Annotated in this window: 17 protein-coding genes; 2 read left to right on the forward strand and 15 right to left on the reverse strand. The window is 67.0% G+C overall.

Features of this window, described 5'->3' with window-relative positions:
- Positions 1-2: 2 nt before the first annotated feature.
- From E0H75_RS30860 to E0H75_RS30920, 13 genes are all read right to left on the reverse strand, one after another.
- Positions 3-1592: an arylsulfatase gene (locus E0H75_RS30860; protein ID WP_131517234.1), complete on the reverse strand. Its 1590-nt coding sequence runs from the start codon at positions 1590-1592 to the stop codon at positions 3-5.
- Between the two features lie 31 nt (positions 1593-1623).
- On the reverse strand, positions 1624-2352 hold the full coding sequence (locus E0H75_RS30865; RefSeq protein ID WP_131517235.1) for an SDR family NAD(P)-dependent oxidoreductase: 729 nt from the start codon (positions 2350-2352) through the stop codon (positions 1624-1626).
- Positions 2349-3242, reverse strand: a complete 894-nt coding sequence (locus tag E0H75_RS30870; protein WP_131517236.1) for a carbohydrate ABC transporter permease — start codon at positions 3240-3242, stop codon at positions 2349-2351. Before E0H75_RS30870 ends, E0H75_RS30865 begins: the two co-directional genes overlap by 4 nt.
- On the reverse strand, positions 3232-4152 hold the full coding sequence (locus E0H75_RS30875; protein WP_131517237.1) for a carbohydrate ABC transporter permease: 921 nt from the start codon (positions 4150-4152) through the stop codon (positions 3232-3234). Before E0H75_RS30875 ends, E0H75_RS30870 begins: the two co-directional genes overlap by 11 nt.
- 3 nt (positions 4153-4155) lie before the next feature.
- On the reverse strand, positions 4156-5235 hold the full coding sequence (locus E0H75_RS30880) for an enolase C-terminal domain-like protein (RefSeq protein WP_131517238.1): 1080 nt from the start codon (positions 5233-5235) through the stop codon (positions 4156-4158).
- On the reverse strand, positions 5228-6457 hold the full coding sequence (locus E0H75_RS30885) for an ROK family protein (protein WP_131517239.1): 1230 nt from the start codon (positions 6455-6457) through the stop codon (positions 5228-5230). The genes E0H75_RS30880 and E0H75_RS30885 overlap by 8 nt, the downstream gene beginning before the upstream one ends.
- The gene (locus E0H75_RS30890) at positions 6454-7767 is read right to left on the reverse strand and encodes an ABC transporter substrate-binding protein (RefSeq protein WP_131517240.1); all 1314 of its coding nucleotides are present in this window, start codon (positions 7765-7767) and stop codon (positions 6454-6456) included. Before E0H75_RS30890 ends, E0H75_RS30885 begins: the two co-directional genes overlap by 4 nt.
- A complete protein-coding gene (locus E0H75_RS30895) occupies positions 7764-9257 on the reverse strand; it encodes a sulfatase-like hydrolase/transferase (RefSeq protein WP_131517241.1) in 1494 nt (497 codons plus the stop codon). Before E0H75_RS30895 ends, E0H75_RS30890 begins: the two co-directional genes overlap by 4 nt.
- A 172-nt stretch (positions 9258-9429) precedes the next feature.
- Positions 9430-10224, reverse strand: a complete 795-nt coding sequence (locus E0H75_RS30900; RefSeq protein WP_131517242.1) for a sugar phosphate isomerase/epimerase family protein — start codon at positions 10222-10224, stop codon at positions 9430-9432.
- The gene (locus E0H75_RS30905) at positions 10221-11273 is read right to left on the reverse strand and encodes a zinc-binding dehydrogenase (protein WP_131517243.1); all 1053 of its coding nucleotides are present in this window, start codon (positions 11271-11273) and stop codon (positions 10221-10223) included. The genes E0H75_RS30900 and E0H75_RS30905 overlap by 4 nt, the downstream gene beginning before the upstream one ends.
- Positions 11274-11305: 32 nt before the next feature.
- Positions 11306-12202, reverse strand: coding sequence for a carbohydrate ABC transporter permease (locus E0H75_RS30910; RefSeq protein WP_131517244.1), 897 nt, complete (start codon positions 12200-12202; stop codon positions 11306-11308).
- Entirely contained in the window at positions 12202-13119 is a 918-nt protein-coding gene (locus E0H75_RS30915; RefSeq protein WP_131517245.1) for a carbohydrate ABC transporter permease, read from the reverse strand. Before E0H75_RS30915 ends, E0H75_RS30910 begins: the two co-directional genes overlap by 1 nt.
- Before the next feature lies 1 nt (position 13120).
- On the reverse strand, positions 13121-14425 hold the full coding sequence (locus E0H75_RS30920; RefSeq protein WP_165554139.1) for an ABC transporter substrate-binding protein: 1305 nt from the start codon (positions 14423-14425) through the stop codon (positions 13121-13123).
- Positions 14426-14557: 132 nt separating this feature from the next.
- On the opposite strand from E0H75_RS30920, the gene E0H75_RS30925 reads away from it, so the two are divergent.
- Positions 14558-15604 (forward strand): LacI family DNA-binding transcriptional regulator, encoded by a 1047-nt coding sequence (locus tag E0H75_RS30925; RefSeq protein WP_131517247.1) that lies wholly within the window; start codon positions 14558-14560, stop codon positions 15602-15604.
- A gap of 11 nt (positions 15605-15615) precedes the next feature.
- Here the strand turns inward: E0H75_RS30925 and E0H75_RS30930 are convergent, their stop codons facing one another.
- Entirely contained in the window at positions 15616-15954 is a 339-nt protein-coding gene (locus tag E0H75_RS30930; RefSeq protein WP_202873256.1) for a carboxymuconolactone decarboxylase family protein, read from the reverse strand.
- Positions 15955-16051: 97 nt separating this feature from the next.
- On the opposite strand from E0H75_RS30930, the gene E0H75_RS30935 reads away from it, so the two are divergent.
- Positions 16052-16681 carry a LysE family translocator gene (locus E0H75_RS30935; protein ID WP_165554141.1) on the forward strand — a complete coding sequence of 210 codons (630 nt, stop codon included), beginning with the start codon at positions 16052-16054 and terminating at the stop codon, positions 16679-16681.
- 97 nt (positions 16682-16778) lie between these two features.
- Here the strand turns inward: E0H75_RS30935 and E0H75_RS30940 are convergent, their stop codons facing one another.
- A complete protein-coding gene (locus E0H75_RS30940) occupies positions 16779-18992 on the reverse strand; it encodes an MMPL family transporter (RefSeq protein ID WP_238163359.1) in 2214 nt (737 codons plus the stop codon).
- Positions 18993-18995 lie beyond the last annotated feature (3 nt).

Here is an 18995-nt window from a genome sequence, read left to right on the forward strand (position 1 = left end):
CTTCAGGCGGGCTGGTTGGGCCTCGTCGCGCGGGCAGCGAGTACGTCGCCGTACGGGATGACTCCGACTGTGTTCGCCCAGCTCTGCCACCGGTCCGCCAGGTCCTTGACTCGTTCGGGCTGCGCGTCGGCGAGGTTGTTGCTCTCGCTCCGGTCGGCCGCCAGGTCGTACAGCTCCCACGGTCCTTCGTACTCGCGGACGAGCTTCCAGCGATCGGAGCGGATCGCCGCGTTGCCGATGTGTTCCCAGCAGAGGTCGTGTGCTTCGGCCTCGCCACCGCGGAGCAGATCGAGCATGCTGACGCCTGGCAGTGCGGGCATCGCGTGCCCGTCGCGCTCGGCAAGCGGCGGGACACCAGTTGCCTCCAGCAACGTCGGCGCGATGTCCGTCAGCTGGTGCGGCGCGTCGACCACGCCGTCGGACAAGCCACCGTCCGGCCAGGACACGATCAGCGGGGTCGAGATGCCGCCTTCGTGCACCCACCGCTTGTACAGGCGGAACGGCGTGTTGGAGAGATTCGCCCAGGCCTGTCCATAGCTGGTGTAGGTGTCCGCGGTTCCCGGGCTGATGTCCGGTGAGTTGCCCACGCGCATCGGCGTACCGTCGGGCGCGCTGGGCGGGATGATCAGGTGGTGCTGCCGGAACCGGGCCGCGCCCTCGGGATCGCTGCGGAGCTCTTCCGCGCAGCCTCCGTTGTCGGACAGGAAGAGCACGATCGAGTTGCCGGCCTGTCCGGTCTCGTCCAGCGCGGTGAGAATCGTGCCGACGGCTCGGTCCATGGCGCGCACCTGAGCGGCGTACGCCTCCATCCTCTCGAGCTGCCACTTCTGCTCCGGTTCGTCCGTCCACGCCGGAACGGCCGGATCGCGGCGGTCGAGCGTCGCGTCCTCCGTGCAGATGCCGGCGTCGAGCTGGCGCTGCCGACGGCGGGTCCGCAGGACGTCCCAGCCCTCGTCGAACAGGCCGCGGGTGTCGGCCAGATCGGATTCCTTCGCGTGCAGCGGCCAGTGCGGCGCGGTGAAGGCGACGTACCCGAAGAACGGTCGCTCGCCCTCGGCCGCGTCGCGGATCGCCGCCGCCGCGTGCGAACCGATCTCGTCGGTGTAGTAGAAGTCCGGCCCGAGCTCGGACAGCGGTACGGGCGTCTCGCCGTCGTGCAACGTGGTGGTCTGGAAGTAGCTGCCGGCGCCGCTGATCGTCCCCCAGAAGCGCTCGAACCCACGACGCGTCGGCCAGCTCTGATCCGGCTGCTCGCGTTCGTTGGACAGGTGCCACTTGCCCGTCATGTGCGTGTGGTACCCGGCGGCCCGGAAGGTCTCGGCCAACGTCGCGCACCGCTCGGTGAGGCTGCCCGGATAGCCACCAGGACCGTCGTTGTTCACCAGCTCGGCGACGCCGGTCTGGTGCGGGTGCAGGCCGGTCAGCAGCGACGCGCGCGACGGACTGCAGCGCGCGGTGTTGTAGAAGTTCGTCAGGCGGGCGCCGTTCGCGGCGAGCCGGTCGATGTTCGGCGTACCGATCTCGCCGCCGTAGCAGCCGATGTCGGAGTACCCCATGTCATCGACGAGGATGATGAGGACATTCGTTTCCATCGCAGATCCTCCAAGAGTTCAGGTGTTCGCATCAGGCCCACCGTGGCAAGGTGGCGAGCATTCCTCCGTCGACCGGCAGCGACACCCCTGTCACTCCTCGGGCGTACGGTCCGAGGAGGAAGGCAACGACCTGCGCCACGTCCTCGGCGGTGACGAAACGGCCGAGTGGATGCTCGGCCAGCAGACTTTCGGCAGCACTCGGATCGGACCACCGCTCCTTGTTCCGCTGCACCGGCACGAAGCCCGGGAGGACGGCGTTGCAGCGCATACCCTGCGGACCCCACTCCACCGCGCCGGCCCGGACGAGAGCGTCCAGAGCGGCCTTGCCCATCGCGTACGCCGCCATGCCAGGTGCTGCCCGCCGCGCGTGCACGCTCGAGATGTGGACGATCGATCCGTCGCCCGACGCCGCAGCGGCGACTGCCGTACTCCAGGCCCAGGCCGCGGCGACCTGCACGTCGTACACCTCCGCGAGGGCACGCCGGTCGAGGCTCTCGAGTGCACCCCGATGCTCGGTCAACGTCGCCGTCACCAAGCCACTCAACCGTCCCAAGCCAGCCGCCGACTCGACTGCACGGATCACGCTCGTCTCGTCGCGGACGTCACCGACAACCCACTCCACCGCATCCGCGGCATCGAGGCAGGCAGGCCGCTCGACCAGGTCGACGCCGACCACCGCCCAACCCCGGGCCGCGAGAGTCGAGGCGACCGCGGAGCCGATGCCGCCGCCGGCACCGGTCACCAGGGCGACGGATCTCATCCCTTCAGGCCCGAGGTGGCGACTCCGTCGACGATCCGCCGCTGGAACGTGATGAACAGCACGAGCGGCGGCAACAGGGCAACGGTGCTCATGGCAAGCATCGGCCCCCACGACGAGTCGCCGGTCGAGTCGAGGAACTGGCGCAGCCCCAGCGGCACGGTGAACAGCTCGACGTCGTTGAGGTAGATGAGCTGCTTGAAGAAGTCGTTGTACGTCCAGATGAACGTGAAGATGATGGTGGTGACCAAGGCCGGCCGCAGCAACGGGAACACGATGTAGCGGTACGTCTTCCAGGGATTGCAGCCGTCCAGCCGGGCGGCCTCGTCCAGCTCCCGCGGCAGCGACCGGATGAACTGCACCATCAACAGCACGAAGAACGCGTCGACGGCGAAGAAGTGCGGCACGAACAAGGGGTAGAACGTGTTCACCCAACCGAGCTTGTTGAACAAGATGTACTGCGGCACCAGCGTGACGTGGGTCGGCAGCATCAGCGTCACCAACATCGTCGCGTAGGCGATCCGCCGCCCGATGAAGTGGAGCCGCGCGAACGCGAACGCGGCGAGGCTGCACGAGATCACGTTGCCGACGATGGCGAACAGCGAGATCAGCAGAGAGTTCTCGATGAAGATGCTGAACGCGGTGGACACTCCCCGCCAGCCCTCGGCGTAGTTCGACGGCTGCAGGTGCCGCGGGATCAGGCCGGGCTGGGAGAAGATCTCGTCGGTCGGTTTGAAGGAACTCGCCACCATCCAGACCAGCGGATAGAGCATGACGAGTGTGACCACGATGAGCGCGAAGTGGGCGAGCAGGCGCCGTCCCGGCGCCCAGCGGCGGACGGCCGGACGGCTGTCGGCGTCGTCCCGGATCGCGGCGAGTCGTTCAGTCGCCATAGTGCACCCAGTACCGGCTGAAGATGAAGTTGACCGCGACGACCGCGCCGGCCAGCAGCACCAGCATCCAGGCCATCGCCGCCGCGTAGCCCATGTCGAAGTTCACGAACCCCTCCTGATAGAGGTAAAGGGAGTAGAAGAGCGTGGAGTCGGCCGGCCCGCCCGAACCGTCGCTGATGATGAACGCCGGCGCGAACGCCTGGAACGACCGGATCAGTTGCAGGGTGAGATTGAAGAACAGGATCGGGCTCAGCAACGGCATCGTGATGCTCCAGAACTGACGCCACCGGCTCGCACCGTCGACCTGGGCAGCCTCGTAGAACTCCCGCGGTATCTGCCGGAGCCCGGCCAGGAAGATCACCATCGGTGCACCGAACTGCCACACCTCGAGAGCGATCAACGTGCCCAGCGCGGTGTGTGGTTCGGAGATCCAGGACGGACCGTGGATCCCGACAAGGGCCAGCATCTGGTTGACCAGCCCGTCGCCGTTGAAGACCTTCCGCCACAGCACCGCGATCGCCACGCTCCCACCGAACAGCGACGGGAGGTAGATGGCCGAGCGATAGAAGTCGAGACCGCGCAGTCCCCGGTTGAGGACCACCGCGACCGCGAGGGCGAAGGTCAGACTGAGCGGCGTACCGACGAAGACATAGATCGCGGTCACCTTCAGGGACTGCAGGAAGAGCGGGTCGGCCCCGAACATCCGGCTGAAGTTGCCCGCGCCGATCCACTTCGGTGCCGACAACAGGTCGTAGTCGGTGAAGGCGAGATACAGCGACATCAGCATCGGACCAGCGGTGAACGCCAGGAAGCCCACCAGCCATGGTGCGAGGAAGGCCAGCGCCCAGCCGTTCTGATAGCGGGTACGACGTTTCCGCTCGCCGCGGATCGTCGGATAGGTGATTGCCATGGATCACTCCTTTCGGCGGGAACGGGGCCGGCAGCCGATGCCGGGGCCGGTCGGCCGGATGAATCCGTCGTTCACGGGTTCGGCAGGCTCGAGGAAGGCGGTGCGATCCGCTTCTCCCCACGCGTACTCGAGCCAGGTCGTCGTACCGGCCAGTCCGGCGAGATGAGCCGCGTGCGCGGTACCGACCGGGCCGCTCGGATTGTGGAAGGTCAACTGCGCAGCTCCAACCGCTTCGGCGATCCGTACGACGCCGACAGGTCCGCCGGCGTGCTTGGGATCGACCAGCCAGTACCGGAGCGCGCCACTGGCACACGCGGCCGCGGCGATCTCCGGATCCCAGATGTGTTCCCCCGCAGCCAGCGCGAGTCCGCCGGCCGCCGCGCTTTCCATCCCGGACCGGTCTCCGATCTGCACGAGGTCCTCGACCCAGTGCAGTCGCATCGGCGCCAGCTCCCGGACGACGACGTTCAGCAGATCGGCGGGGACCAAGTGGTGACAGTCGGCCATGAGCGGTACGCCGCTCGGAAGCGCGTCCCGGACGAGTGCGACCAGCTCGATGCCTGCATCAACCAACTGGGCACCGGTCATGCCGCGGGCGTGGTTGTCCAGGAACGGCGCGACCTTCACGGCGGCGAATCCGTTGCTCACGGCATCTGCTGCCGCCGCGAGGATCGCGTCCGGACCGTCGCCGCCGTACCGGCGGTTGAGGTTCGCGTACAGGCGCACGGGCTGCGGTTCGCCGAGGCCGAGGGACGTCGAGAGCGGTCTGCCCTCGAGGCGTGCCTGCAGGTCCGCGAAGGCAGCCTCGTAGCCACCGAGGACGGTGGACCACAGGAACGCGTTCTCACCGGCCGTCCTCAGCTTCTCCAGTTGCCGACGCAGGGTCGTCCGGGCCACGTCCAGCGGAAGCCCCATCACCACCGAGCTGACCGAGCACGCGGCGTTCACCAAGGCGTCCAGCGGCGCTCCGTCGGAAAGTTCGCCGACACCTCGGGTGCCGTCGGCAACTACTTCCACCAGCACCCACGTGCTGCGCCGCGACGCTTGGTGCGACCACACGTTCACCGAGTCGACGTCACCCATAGCGCAGCTCGAGCAGCCCGGGGACGAACTCCGCCGGTGCCGCGTAGATTCGATCAAGGATCACGCTCGCCGCCGAGACCGCGACGCCGTCCGTGCCGAACGCGCTCAGTCGCACCACCGAGTCGACATCCACCGGGCGCTTGTCCCGCAGGTAAGCGCGGGCTCCCCGCTGGACGGACTCGAGGTACTCCGGTGCATCGACCACGCCGCCGCTGACGACAACCACCTCTGGGTCGAGCATGTCGATCAACGTGCCAGCCGCAACACCCACCAGCTCCGCCCTCGCGACCAACAGACCATCAGCACGAATATCGCCGTCCCTTGCCGCCTGGACGAGACGCTCCAGCGTCCCCCGCGTCCCGATCAAGCCCTCCTTGCGGGCCCGCGCCAGTACGGCGAGATCGCTGGCCGCCACGTGCAGGCAGTCTCGCCGTCCACAGGAACAGGCCTCGTCGGCCGTCACACCTACCGACAGGTGATCGACAGTTCCCGCGGCTGCGCAGTACCCCGGGAACACCCGGCCGCCGAGCATGAACCCGGCACCCACGACGTTCCCGACGAACAGCCCGATCAGATCGTCCACACCCTGGGCGCCACCGAACCACCGCTCGGCCATGGCCAGCGCCCGGAAGCTGGAGTCGACCTCCGTAGGCAACCCCAGACCGCTCGCCAGCGCGTCTCGCAGCGGGGCGTCGTGCCACCGCAGTACTCGATGGTCACGCACCACACCGGCTTCACGATCGACCCAGCCGCCGGTGCTCGCTCCGACACCCAGAATCCTCCCAGGGGTTCGCGACGTCAGCTCCTGGATCCCCTCCACCGCCTGGGCGACCAGCGGTTCGAAGCCACGCCGGCGATGCGGGAGCCGTACCTCCGCCAGCAACGCGCCGCGCAGATCCAGCAGGCAGACGGTCGTACGGCGCAGTCCGAAATGTACGCCGACCACCCGATGATCCCGGTCGTCGACGACCATCGGGGTTCGCGGCCGGCCGAGCGCGCCCTGACCGGACTCGGCCGGCAACTCACGCAGCAGACCCGCCTCGGACAAGAGCCCGGTGAGCTTGGTCATCGTGCCCGTCGCCATCCCCGTGAGCCCGGAGAGCTCCGACCGTGCGATCGGGCCGTGCTGCATCACCGCACGCAGGATCGCCGAGTAGTTCTGCTGCCGGACGTCGAACGGCTGCGCCGACCGCAGCCGCCGGCCCTGGCAGGCAGTGCTCACTTGAGCGCGGCCTGAGCGTCCGCGAAGAACTTGGTCACCGCCTGCGCCACCGTGCTCTTGCCGAAGCCGACGACCTGGTTCGCGTTCGGCAGCGAGGTCTGCAGGAGCTTGCTCGCGCCGGGCGGGTACATCTGCAGTGCCGCCGGGCCCTTCGACGCGACGAGCGCGTAGTTCTCGAGCACCAGCTTGTTCAGGCCTGTCGCGGACTTCGCGATCGTGGCGCGGATGTCCTCGGGGATCGGGACGCCGCGGGCCAAGCCCATCGCGTTGGCCGCCTCCGGCTTGCTGGTGAGGAACTTCAGCATCGACACCGCGCCCTCGATGTTCTTGGACTTGGGCGAGATCGCGAACCAGCCGGCCGGGATGATGTTGGTGCCAGGTTGGGAGCCCGCACCACCGGACGGGAACGTCCCGAGGCTCAACGTGTCCTTCGTCAGGCTCTGCATCGACGGCAGGCCTCGCGACGTCGCCGTACCGGTGTACGCCGCCTTGCCGACCGTCACCGGGTCGTTCTGGAACCCGGTCGCCGCCGCCGTCAGAGCCATCGGGACAGCGGCTCCGTTGCCCCGCAGGTCCTGCCAGAGCTGCAGCCAGGCCGCCATGTCGTCCTGGCTGAACCCGAGCGAGCCGGCGTCACCGAACAGCGCCTTGCCGCGACCGCGCAGGAAGGACTCGAGGGCGATCGGGCTGCCGCCCTGATCCGCCGTACCGGCCAGCTTGTGACCGCTCTTGCCCCAGACCTCCGCCATCGTGGCCTTGTACTCGTCGAGCGTCCAGTCGGGGTTCGGCGCGGCCAGGCCGAGAGCTTTGAGCTTCGTGGTGTTGACGATGATGGCCGGCTGCGTCGCGGCGCCGAGCAGGGCGAAGTAGTACTTGTCATCGGCCTTGATCGTCGTCGACACGTAGTCCGGCATCGAGTCCAGGCCGAGGTCGTCCTTGTACTGGTCCAGCGGCTGCACCGCACCGCGCTTGACGTACTCCATCAGGTACGGCAGGTGGATCTGGAACACGTCCGGCGGGTTGCCGCCGGCAACTCGGGTGGCGAGCTTGTCGTAGTACCCCGAGAACCCGGAGTACTGCGGGTTGACCTTCGCCGCACCCTCGCTCTTCTGGTAGACGTCGAGGGCCTCGATCAGCTTCTTGTTCTGGTCGCCCTCGCCCCAGAACATCACCTCGAGCGCCGAACTGGATCCGCCGCCGCCCGACGAGGAACCACCGAGGCCGCGGGAGCAGGAGGAGACGGCGGCGACTCCGGCCGCCGCGGCACCCAGTTGCAGGAAGGTACGCCGGGACAGGTGTGTGCGGGTCATGATGTGGCCTTCGCTTTCGATGAGCCGGCGCGGACCAGGGCCGCGGCGTCGGGAAGTACGTCGGCCACCTCGTCCGCGAGGAGCTTGGCCAGCGACGCCGCCGTCGGTGCTCCTTCGGCCGTGGCCGCGATGTTGTGCTGCTCCCAGGGGTCGGCAGCCAGGTCGTACAGCTCGGCCTCGTCGTGAGACCGGAAGATGTAGCGATGATCGGCAGTGCGGACGGACAGGTTCAGACTGTCTCTCGGGTACTGCCAGTCGCTTGCATGGAACGGGTCTCCGTTTCCACCGGGACGACCGTCGTGCAGCATCGTCTCGGCGGTCACGTAGTCGCGCGTCGGTGCCGCGGAGTCGGTGCCGAGCATCGCCGCGAACGAACGCCCGTCGTGAACCTCGTGCCAGGGCACGCCGGCGACCTCGGTCAAGGTCGGTCCGATGTCGCACAGCGACACGAAGTTGGCGTTGCGGCTCTGCCGGCCGTCCGGGTGACGGACGATCAACGGCACCCGCAGGTCTTCCTCGTAGTGCAGCCAGTGGCCCTTCTCCATCAGCCGGTGTGCGCCCATCAGGTCGCCGTGGTCGGACGTGAAGACGACGACCGTCCGGTTCCACTCGCCCGCGTCCTCGAGGTATTGGCGGATCCGGCCGAACTGGCTGTCGACGAGAGCGCACAGCCCGAGGTAGTGGCTGGTGACCTCGATCCAGTCCTGTTCGGTGAGGTCTTCGAAGTCGCGGGCGAAGTGTGACTCCCGTACCTCGCGCGGCTTGGTCGCCGTACCCGTCGACCAACTCTCTGGGAGCCGCACCTGATCGCGATCGATGAGGTTGTCGTACGGGCTCGGCACCAGCATCGGGAAGTGCGGAGCGTTGAACGAACACACGGCCAGCCACGGCTTGTCCGAGGGACGCTGGTCGAGCGCGGCCAGGAACGTGTCGCACTGCCAGTTCTCGAGGAAGGACTCCAGCGGGACACTCGAGGTCGCGTACGGCCGCTCGGCGAGCGCCTCGAGGTCAGGCGCGGTCAGGTTCTCGATGTGGTCCGGGTCGAACGCATACCCTCGTTCGCCCGCCCAGGAGCGGTACTCCTCGATGTACCGGCCACGATCCTGACCACGCAGTACGGCGGGAATCGCACTGCTGTCCGCCCACCCCATCTGCTCCGGCGTCGTACCGGGAACGTGCCACTTGCCGTTGTAGTGCGTGTGATAGCCCGCGGCGGCGAACGCCTGCGCGACGCCCGCGGTACGCAACTGCGGCTCGATCGGCCGCCAGTTCCCCAGTACGCCGTGATGCCGTGGCATCAGGCCGGTCCACAGACTCGTCCGCGCCGGGCAGCACAGCGGGAACGGCGTGTAGCACGCGTCGAAGACGGTCGACTCCCCCGCCAGGTCGTCCAGGTACGGCGTCCGCGCCGCGGGGTTGCCGGTCCAGCCCATCGTGTTCCAGCTCTGCTCGTCAGCCATGACGACGAGCACGTTCAGACGGTCGGTCACACGTCTCACCTTGTCAGGGGGTCAGCGGCTTTACTTCCAGCTGAAGTTAATTCCCCGCACCGACCCTGTCAACCACTGGCGCCAAGGGTTGACATCCCTGCGGACCGGCATTAACTTCAACCGGAAGGAAAACCGTGTCATTTCCCCTTTGTTGCCTAGAACAACAAGATGGTCAGCGGGACAGCAGCTTGGCAACCCCTGGCAGGACCTGGTCGACCGGTCCGCTGAGGCCGCATTCCATCGCCAGCCAGCCGCTGTAGCCGATGGCTTCCAGAGCTTGCAGGGTTTCCGGCCAGTCGTAGTGACCGGCACCGGGCTCCAGGCGGTTGCTGTCGCCGAGCTGGACGTGGCCGATCCGCGAACCGGCCCGCCTGATCGACTCGCCGACGCGGGCTTCCTCGATCGACATGTGGAAGGTGTCCGCGGTGATCATGACTCCGGGCGATCCGACCTCCTCGACCACCGAGACCGCATCGGCCAACTGGTTGATCACGAAGTCCTCGAACCGGTTCAACGGTTCCAGGTAGACCTTGGCGCCGACGGACTCGGCGTGCTCACCCACTTCACGCAACGCCTCGACCAGTGCCGTCCGCGAGTCCTCCACCGAGCGCGGCGGGACGAACGGCGGCAACCGCCGGGAGAACAGACCGAAGGCGTGCGGCGACACGATGCCGGTGCCGCCCGCTGCCACGATCGTGCTCAACTGGATCTTGAGTTGCTCGATCGCATCACGGCGACGGTCGGCGTCGAAGTCGCCGATGAAGTGGTCCATGTGAACGACCGCGGTCGGCATCTGTACGCCGGCGTCACGGGCCCGTCGCAGTTCGTCGATCCGGGCTCCGAAGATCCCGTCGCCGCGGGCGGACAGTTCGATGCCGTCGAAGCCGACCGTCCGCACGAAGGCGAACTTCTCCTCCAGCGTCTCGCCGGGCAGCGTCAGCTCGGCGGCCGCGAGCCGGAAGCTCATGCGGTCACCTCCTGGTCGAAGCTGAGCACGACCTGCAACGCATCCTGTGGACGTTCATCGAGCATCTGGAAGGCCTCCGCGGCTTGAGCAATCGGGACAGTGTGGGTGATGAGGTCGGTCACGTTCAGCCGCTTGTCCGCGGCGAGCTGGATCGCGGTTCTTGCCAGTCGGTCGTAGTTCCAGCGGTGCTGCAACGCCGGCGCGACACCCGAGATCTGCGAGCCGATCAGTGACACTCGGTTGTGGTGGAACTCCTCGCCCAGCCGCAGGCCGGCGCCCTCGCCTTGCATGAAGCCGGCGACGCAGACCCGGGAGCTGTAGGCGACCGACCGGACCGCCTCGTGCAGGGCGTGGTAACTGCCCGACACCTCTAGGCACACATCGGCGCCGCGGCCTTCGGTCAGGTCACGGATCCGCTCGGCGACCCCACCATCCGCGGGATCGAGCACAGCATCGGCGCCGAGGTCCAGCGCCAGTTGACGGCGGGCCGGGAGTCCGTCGACCGCGATCACCCGGCCGCCGTTCAGCCGGGCCAGCTGAGCAGCCAGTTGCCCGGGTACGCCGAGGCCGAAGACCGCGATCGTCTCGCCGATGTGGATGTCGGCGTCGAGCACCAGGTTCAGCGCGATCCCACCGATCTGGCTGAAGATTCCGACTCGCGGATCAACAGTCGCGTCGAGAATCCGCTGCGCGGCCCAGGCCGCCTTCTTGACCGTATGGCTGCGATGTCCCCAGGTTCCCCAGATCACGTCGCCGACGCTGACGCCCTCAGCCGCAGCACCGAGCGAGACGACCTCGCCGACCTCCTCGTACCCCCAACCGTCGACGGGGTAGCTGACCGACGTGTCCCCCTCGACGAAGAGCCGGGAGTCGTCGTTCCATCGCTTGTTCAGGTACGGGTTGCTGCCGCGGTACGCCGTCAGTTCGGTGCCTGCGGAGATACCGGAGTACAGGGTGCGAATCAGGACCTCGTCCGGTTGCGGGGTGCGCTCGATGTCGGGCACGACCTCCGCGACGCGGGGTGAGCTGAATCTGACCAGGGATGGCATAGGTCTCCTTCGGAACTGCGTTGTGCGATGGGTCAGCCCTTGACGGCGCCGGACATGAATCCCTGCGTGACTTGGCGTTGGAGGACGACGAAGATCACGATCACCGGGACGATGGTGATCAAGGTGCCGGCCGCGAGCGGTCCGATGTCCATCGAGCGGCCGCCGGTGAAGTTGTACAGACCGGCCGTGAGGGGCCGGTACTTCCCGCTGGGCAGGTAGAGCAACGGCACCAGGAAGTTGTTCCAGTTGCTCAGGAACGTGAAGACCGCCAGCGCGGCGGCACCCGAGCTCACCATCGGCACCATCACCTGCGCGAAGATGCGGCTCTCGGAGGCGCCGTCGATCCGCGCCGCCTGCTCCAGTTCTTCGGGCAGATCGGAGAAGAAGGCCCGCATGAAGAACGTCCCGAACGACAGGTTGGTCGAGATCAGGACGAGATTGGCGCCGACCAGGCTGTCCAGCAGGCCCATCGACCGGAGCTGGAAGTACAGCGGGATCATGTAGGTGAAGAACGGCACCAGCAGCCCGAGTACGACGAGATAGAAGACGACCGTCCGTCCCGGGAAAGGCAGGCGGGCGAACGCGTAGCCGGCCATCGTCGAGATCACGATCACGACCGCCGTACTCGGCACGGTCAGCAGCACGCTGTCGAGCAGATAGCTGCTGAACCCCCCGACCGTCCAGGCCGAGCGCAGATTCTCCAGTGAGAACGAGGAGAACAATCCGAACGGATCGCTCCGTACGTCCTGCGGTGTCTTGAGTGCCGTGGAGATGATCAGCAGCACCGGGAACAGTGTCAGCGCCGCCATCGCGATCAGCGCCAGGTGACGGACCGCGAGATCCGTGGACCGGCGGACTGCATGCCGGCGGAACTCCACCTGCTCGCTGGATCGACTGCGGCGGGACACGGCGACAGGCAGATCGGCCATCAAGCCCCCAGCCCTTGCAGGGACAGCCGTCGCTGGAGGCGGTTCAGCATGATGGTGAACGGCACAGCCAGGACCGTGATCAGCAGCGCCAGCACAGTGCCGTAGCTGATCCGGTTGAGCTGGAACGCGCTCGAGTACGCGTACGTCCCGAGTACTTCGGTGGCATCGGCCGGTCCACCGCCGGTCATGATGAAGATGATGTCGAAGACGCTGAACCCGCCGACCAGCGTCAGGGTCAGAACCATCAGGAAGACCGGCATGATCTGCGGCAACAGGATGTGCCACAGCCGCTGGCCGGCGTTCGCACCGTCGATCCGGGCGGCGTCGACGAGTTCCACGTCGACGTTGCGCAGCGCGGACAGGATGATCATGATGACGAAGCCGCAGGTCGCCCAGATCGCGGTGGCGAGGACGGCGAAGATCGCGGTGTCCGGATCCCCGAGCCAGCCGCGGCTCCAACTGCCGAGACCGACGGCCCCGAGCACCCGGTTGATCCAGCCGTTGACCGGGTCGTAGATCCAGCCCCAGACGATGCCGATCGCCACCCCGGGCAGCATGAACGGCAGGAAGAACAGCAGCCGGTACGCCGCCCCGCCGCCGCGACTGGACCAGATCAGGACGGCCACCAGCAGCCCGATGATCATCGGCGCGGCGGTGCCGATCCCGATCCAGATCGCGTTGTTGCCCAGTGCGTGCCAGGTCGCGGAGTCGGTGAACATCTCGGTGAAGTTGTTCAGCCCGACGAACGGCGGGGTTGGATCGAGGCCGTCGAAGTCGACCACCGCGTAGTAGAGCGCGTTGACCATCGGGAACACGAAGAACACCGCGGTGATCACCGCCACCGGAAGCGCGAGCAGGATGCCGAGTCGCGCCTGGGCCCTGCGGGTGACCGGAGGAACGTTGCTGACGGCACCCATCCTATTTCGCCGACTTCTCGTACGCCGTCTGCAGCTGGGCGGCGACCTTCGCCGGCTCGGACTGGTCGCTCAGGATGCCCTGGATGCCCTTCCACATGGCGTTGTTGAACACGTCGGTGGTCAGGACGTCGATGTTGTACCCGAAGTCACCGGTGCCGTTGGCGATCTTGGCCGAGTCGTCCAGGACCTGCTTGAACAACGGCGACGCCTTCATGCCGGCGGTGTCGATGGGATAGGCCGGGATGTCCTGCAGCTTCTCGGCGGCCCAGCGGCCGTGTTCGGCGGTGAGCAGGTAGTCCAGGAACTTGATCGACGCGTCCGCTTTCTTCGTCGACGCGGAGACGAACGTGCCCGCCCCGAGACCACCGCTGAAGATGCCCGCTCCGTCCTGGGCCGGGAACGGAATGAAGCCGACGTCGAACTTGGCGTTCCGCTCGATGTCCAGAGCCAGCCAACTGCCGGTCGGGTCCATCGCGGCCTTGCCGGAGTAGAACAGCGCGTTCGCGTTGTCGTAGCTGACCGCTGCCGGTGAGGGAGTCAGCAGACCCTTGTCGTTCCACTGCTTCCAGACCGCCAGCGAATCCACCACCGGCTGGGTGTTCCACGACGTACGGCCGTTGAGCAGGTCGTCCATGCCCTTCGACCCGACCGCGCTGGACAGCGCCATGCTGAGCAGATGGCCGCCCTGCCAGCCTTCCTTGTCGCTGACGGCGAACGGGACGACGTTGTTCTGCTTGAGCTTCTCGGCCGCGGCGGTCAGGTCGGCGAGGTTCTGCGGCTGGGCGATCCCGTGCTTCGCGAACAGGGTCTTGTTGTAGAAGATGCCGACTTCCTCGATCTGGCTCGGCACCCCGACGATCTTGCCGTCGAAGGTGACGCGCTTCTTGGCGAAGTCGTAGATCGGCCACTTGTGCTCGGCGTACGCACCGGTCAGGTCGTACACCAGCCCTGCCTTGGCCAGGGCGCCGGCGAAGCCCGGTCCGGTGTCGTATCCGAAGACGTCAGGACCCTCACCGGAGCGCAGTTGGGTCTGCAGGACGGTCCGGACGTTCTCGCTCGGGATGACGTCGAGCTTCACCGTGATGCCCTGGTTCTTCGACTCGAACGTCTTCAGGTCGGACTTGATCAACTCCAGGTCCGCCGGATCCTCCGGCTGCCCGATCATGTACCGGATCTCCTGCCGGCTGCCGGTGTCCTGCTCGACGGTCCCGGACCCGGTGCCTGGCGCGCCGCCGGTACAGGCCGCGCTGGCGAAGAGTGCTCCGGTGGTCAGCATGATCGAGGCGACGTACGCGATCTTCTTCACGAGCCCACTTCCCTGTCGGCGGCGGCACTGCATCGGAAGCGTTTCTAACGTTAGAAGTTCTAACGTTAGAAGTATGCTGACCGGGCTCGTGGGCTCTGTCAAGATGTGGCTGATGTAGTCGAAGGGAGAACGATGACGCCTGAGAACGGCCTACCGGGTCGTCCGGCCCGGCTGAAGGACGTCGCGGAGCTGGCCGGGGTGTCGTTGAAGACGGTGACCAACGTGGTCCACGAGCGGCGGCACGTGAAGGCCGAGACCCGGGCCCGGGTCAAGGCCGCGATCGCCGAACTCGGCTACACCCCTTCACTGGTCGGCCGGCAACTGCAGAGCGGCCGCAGCAACATCGTCGCGCTCGCCGTACCGCGCATCGACGAGCCGTACCTGGGCGCCTTGGCGCACGCGTTGATCATGGCCGGGGAGCGGCACGGGTACGCCGTCTTCACCGACGAAACCGGGCGCAGCGACGAGCACGAACTGCGCGCCGCCGGCGGGTACCCCGGCCACAGCATCGACGGGGTGATCTACAGCCCGCTGGCCGTGGATCCGCAACGGATGGCAGACATGAGCCGATTCACCCCGATGGTGCTGCTCGGTGAGCACCTGAGTGAGGGCACCGCGGACTACGTCGCGATCGACAACGAGCAGTCCGCCCGGGACGTCGTCCGGCATCTGGCCGACGGCGGCCGGCGGCGGATCGCGTACGTCGGTGGCAATCCGTCCCGGCCGTCGAGCGTCGGCCAGTTACGACTCGAGGGTTACCGCGCCGCGGTGCGGGAGCTGGACCTGGAGAGCCGTGACGACTGGTTGCTCCGCTGCGACCGGTACAGCCGGGAGTCGGGTTCGGCGGTGGCCGAGCAGCTACTGCCCCGGATCGGCGAGATCGACGCGTTGGTCTGCGCCAGCGACCTGCTGGGGATCGGCGCCATCCGGACCTTCATCGAGCACCAGGTCCGGGTCCCCGACGACGTGGCCGTGATCGGCTGGGACAACATCATCGACGGACGCTACCTGTCCCCCAGTCTGAGCAGCGTCGCCACCGACCTGGATCTCCTTGCGGACAAGACGTTCGAGGCCTTGATCAGCAGAATCGAAGGCAACCGGGACCCCGCCCGCGTCTACACCGTCCCCCACGAGATCATCGTCCGCGAGTCGAGCCGCCCGACGACCCCGCCGGCCTGAGGATGTTGGTGCTACCTGCTGTAGTTCTTGCCGATGGGCCGGCCGGGGATGGGCTTGGCGATGAGGGCGACCGGGACGAACATGCCGAAGTGGCCGATGGCCATGGTGATGGTCCAGAGCTCCTCGTCGTCGTACAGGGCGGATGCCTTGGCGAACAGTTCGTCGGAGACTCGTTCGCCGAACGGGTTCGGAGTGGGGACTGCCTCGATGAGCTCGAGTGCGACTCGTTCGGCCCCGGTGAAGAACGGGGCGTCCTGCCAGGTCGCGACAGGTACGCGAACACGGGCAGCTTCACGAGTGCAACCTCCGTTGTTCAGAATGCTGAACCCAGCGCCGTTTATGGAACACATAGGCTGGGCGAGGGCCGCGCCGAGTGTCAAGGTCCTGTGGATTCAGGCGTGGCTGAAAGGTTGGCGGGGCCGTGAGAGGCCGCGGCAGGATCTGGGCATGCCTGAGATCTCGCTCGTGGCGGCGTACGTCGCGGCTGTCGCGGTGATCACGGTCGTCCCCGGACCGGGGCAGGCGGTGATGATCGCGAAGAGCGTCGGCGCGGGACGATCCGCGGCTTTTGCCACGGCGCTGGGGCTCGAGACCGGCACGATGGTGCACTGCCTGCTGGCGGCGTTCGGCCTGTCCGCTGTCCTGGCCCAGGTCCCGGTGGCGTTCGTTGTCGTCAAGGTCATCGGGGCGGCGTACCTGATCGGGATCGGGCTCCGATCCCTCTTCGGTCGATCGGCATCACATGGTTCTGGTGATGCGGCTCCGGACGCTGGGTGGGCGACGAACTATCGGCAGGCGGTGATGATCGGCGTACTCAACCCGAAGGTCGCGCTGTTCTTCCTCGCCTTCCTGCCCCAGTTCGTCCAGCCCGCACGTGGTCTGGTGATCGTGCAGTTCCTCGTCCTCGGTGTGGTGTTCTGCACGATCGGCCTGTGTTTCAACGTGATCATCACCTTCGCCGGCGACCTGCTCGGCCGCCGCATCCGCGGCAGCCCCCGCTGGCACACCTGGACCCGCCGCACCACCGGCACGGTCATGGTCCTACTAGGCATCAAACTCGCCGCCCAACGAGCCTGAGCTCAGGAAGGCCGCGAGTACGTCGGGGCGCACCGTTGGGTAAACGTGACGGAGCCGGGCTGCCCGTGGAGGACAGCCCGGCATCCGGGAGGTGGGATCAGCTGATGCTCACCGGCTCTCGGTTTTCGGTTTGCCGGGGCTTCTGGTGGGTGTCGCCGTGGCCCGGCCACCAGGCGCGGTGGCCGATCAGGGCGGTCAGCGCCGGGGTGAAGAACATCGCCATCACGAACGCCGCGATCGCGATGCCGACCGAGATGGCAAAGCCCATCTGCGCCAGCGTCGAGTTGCCTGCCAGCATCATCGAGGCGAAGGTGCCCGCCAGGATGACACCGGCCGCGGCGATGGTCGGCCCGGTGTGATGCAGAGCCAGGGCGGCGGATTCCCTGGGATTGCGGCCCTCCCGCGCCTCTTCCCGCAATCGGGCCACCATCAGGATGTTGTAGTCGGTGCCTAGGGCAACAACGAACAGGTACATGATCACCGGCAGGGTGAAGATGAGCCCGCTCTCACCGCGCAGATGCTGGAACACCATGACGGTCGCACCCAGCGTGGCCCCGAACCCCAGGAACACCGAGGCCATCAGGTACCACGGCGCCACCAGGCTCCGCAGCAACAGCGCCAGCACGATCATGATCAGGATCGCCGCCACCGGGAACACGACCGCGTAGTCGTGGTTCATCGCGTCCTGGAAGTCGACGAACACCGATGTCAGACCGCCTACCACCGCGGTGGTCCCGGGCGGTGCGGCCTCGTGGACCGCAGTACGGAGCGGTCCCCGGACAGTCTCGATCGCCTGGTCCGATTCGGGCGCGCTCTTCAGCGTGACCTGGAAGTGCGCGACCGTTGTGTCCCGCGACAGCGCGGGTTCCGAGACCTCGCCGACTCCGTCCACTCGGGTCAGCTCGGTGCGATAAGCGTCGAGCTGGGTCTTGTTCAGCGGGTTCGGCGACTGCAGCAGTACATCGGACGGCTGGGTGACGCCGGCCGGCATGCCCTTGAGCAGTTCCTTGCTGTACACCGTGGATTCGGAGGCGTTGGAGGTCGAGCCGGAGGTGAGGTCGAACGTCGGGTTGAACCCGATCGCGAACACACCCAGCACGATCAGCACGCCGCCAGACGCGGCCGCGAACACCGCCGGACGGCGGCCGAGCCCGCGGCCCAGTGCGGCGAACAAGGCACCCTTCGGCTCCACACGCCACGCCTTCGACGGCCAGAACACCTTGGTGCCCAAGAGGGAAACGATCGCCGGCACCAGAGTCAGGCCGGCCAGCAGCGCCACCGCCACAGCGATCGCCAGCGCCGGTCCAAGCGCGCGGAACAAGCCCAGGGTGGACAGCGTGAGCGCCATGAACGCGATGATCACCGCGCCGGCCGCGGACGTGATCGCCTCACCGACCCGAGTGACTGCGCTGACCATCGCGGTCTTCGGATCCTCCCCGGCCCGCAACCGTTCCCGGTAGCGGAACATCAGGAACAGGATGTAGTCGGTGCCGACCCCGAACAGCACCACCAGCAGGATCGTACTGACCGAACTGTCGATCTTCAGATCGAACGCCTTGCTCACCGTGGCGATCAGTCCGTTGACGACGGTCGAGATCGCGCCGATGACCACGATCGGCAACAGCGCGATCACCGGACTGCGGAAGATCAGAAGCAGCAGCACCAGAATCAGTGCAACGGTCGCGATCCCGATGATGGCCAGGCCCTTGGTCGACGACTCCTGCGCGTCGAGCGTCTGCGCGGCCGAACCGGTGATGCCGGCCTTCAGATCGGTGCCGTGCAGGTTGTCCTGCAACGCCGTACGCAGAGCCTTGACCGCGTCGTTCTGCCTGGTGTCACTGGGGTTCGTGACCTTGGTCATCTGTACCGCGGCGATCTGGATGAGCCGGTTCTCCGACGGCGGGACCGCCTGGATTCCGGTGACATCCTTCAGGTGTGCCTGGTTCAGCTGGTCGGCGATCGATCCGACCGCTGCCGTGTCGGGCGCGCTCAGCGGCGCGCCGTCGGTTCGTTCGAACACCACGATCGCGGCGGGCGCGGCGGCGTTCGGAAAGGCCTTCTCCTGCAGCTTGGCTGCCTGGATCGATTCGTAGTGCGAAGGGAGGAAATCGGATTGGTCGGTGGTCGCGGTCAGCGCCGGGGCCGTCGCGACCACCGCGACGATGATCACCACCCAGGCGCCGATCGTCCGCCACGGATGGCGAACGACCAGCGACCCCAGTCGTGCGAACATGCTCGGGTCCTTTCGGGAATTTGTTGCCTGCAAAGACGCATAGTTGTTGCGTACGACGATTGCCGACCGCCCTGACACGCG

This window comes from Kribbella capetownensis (assembly GCF_004331485.1).
GTDB lineage: Bacteria > Actinomycetota > Actinomycetes > Propionibacteriales > Kribbellaceae > Kribbella > Kribbella capetownensis.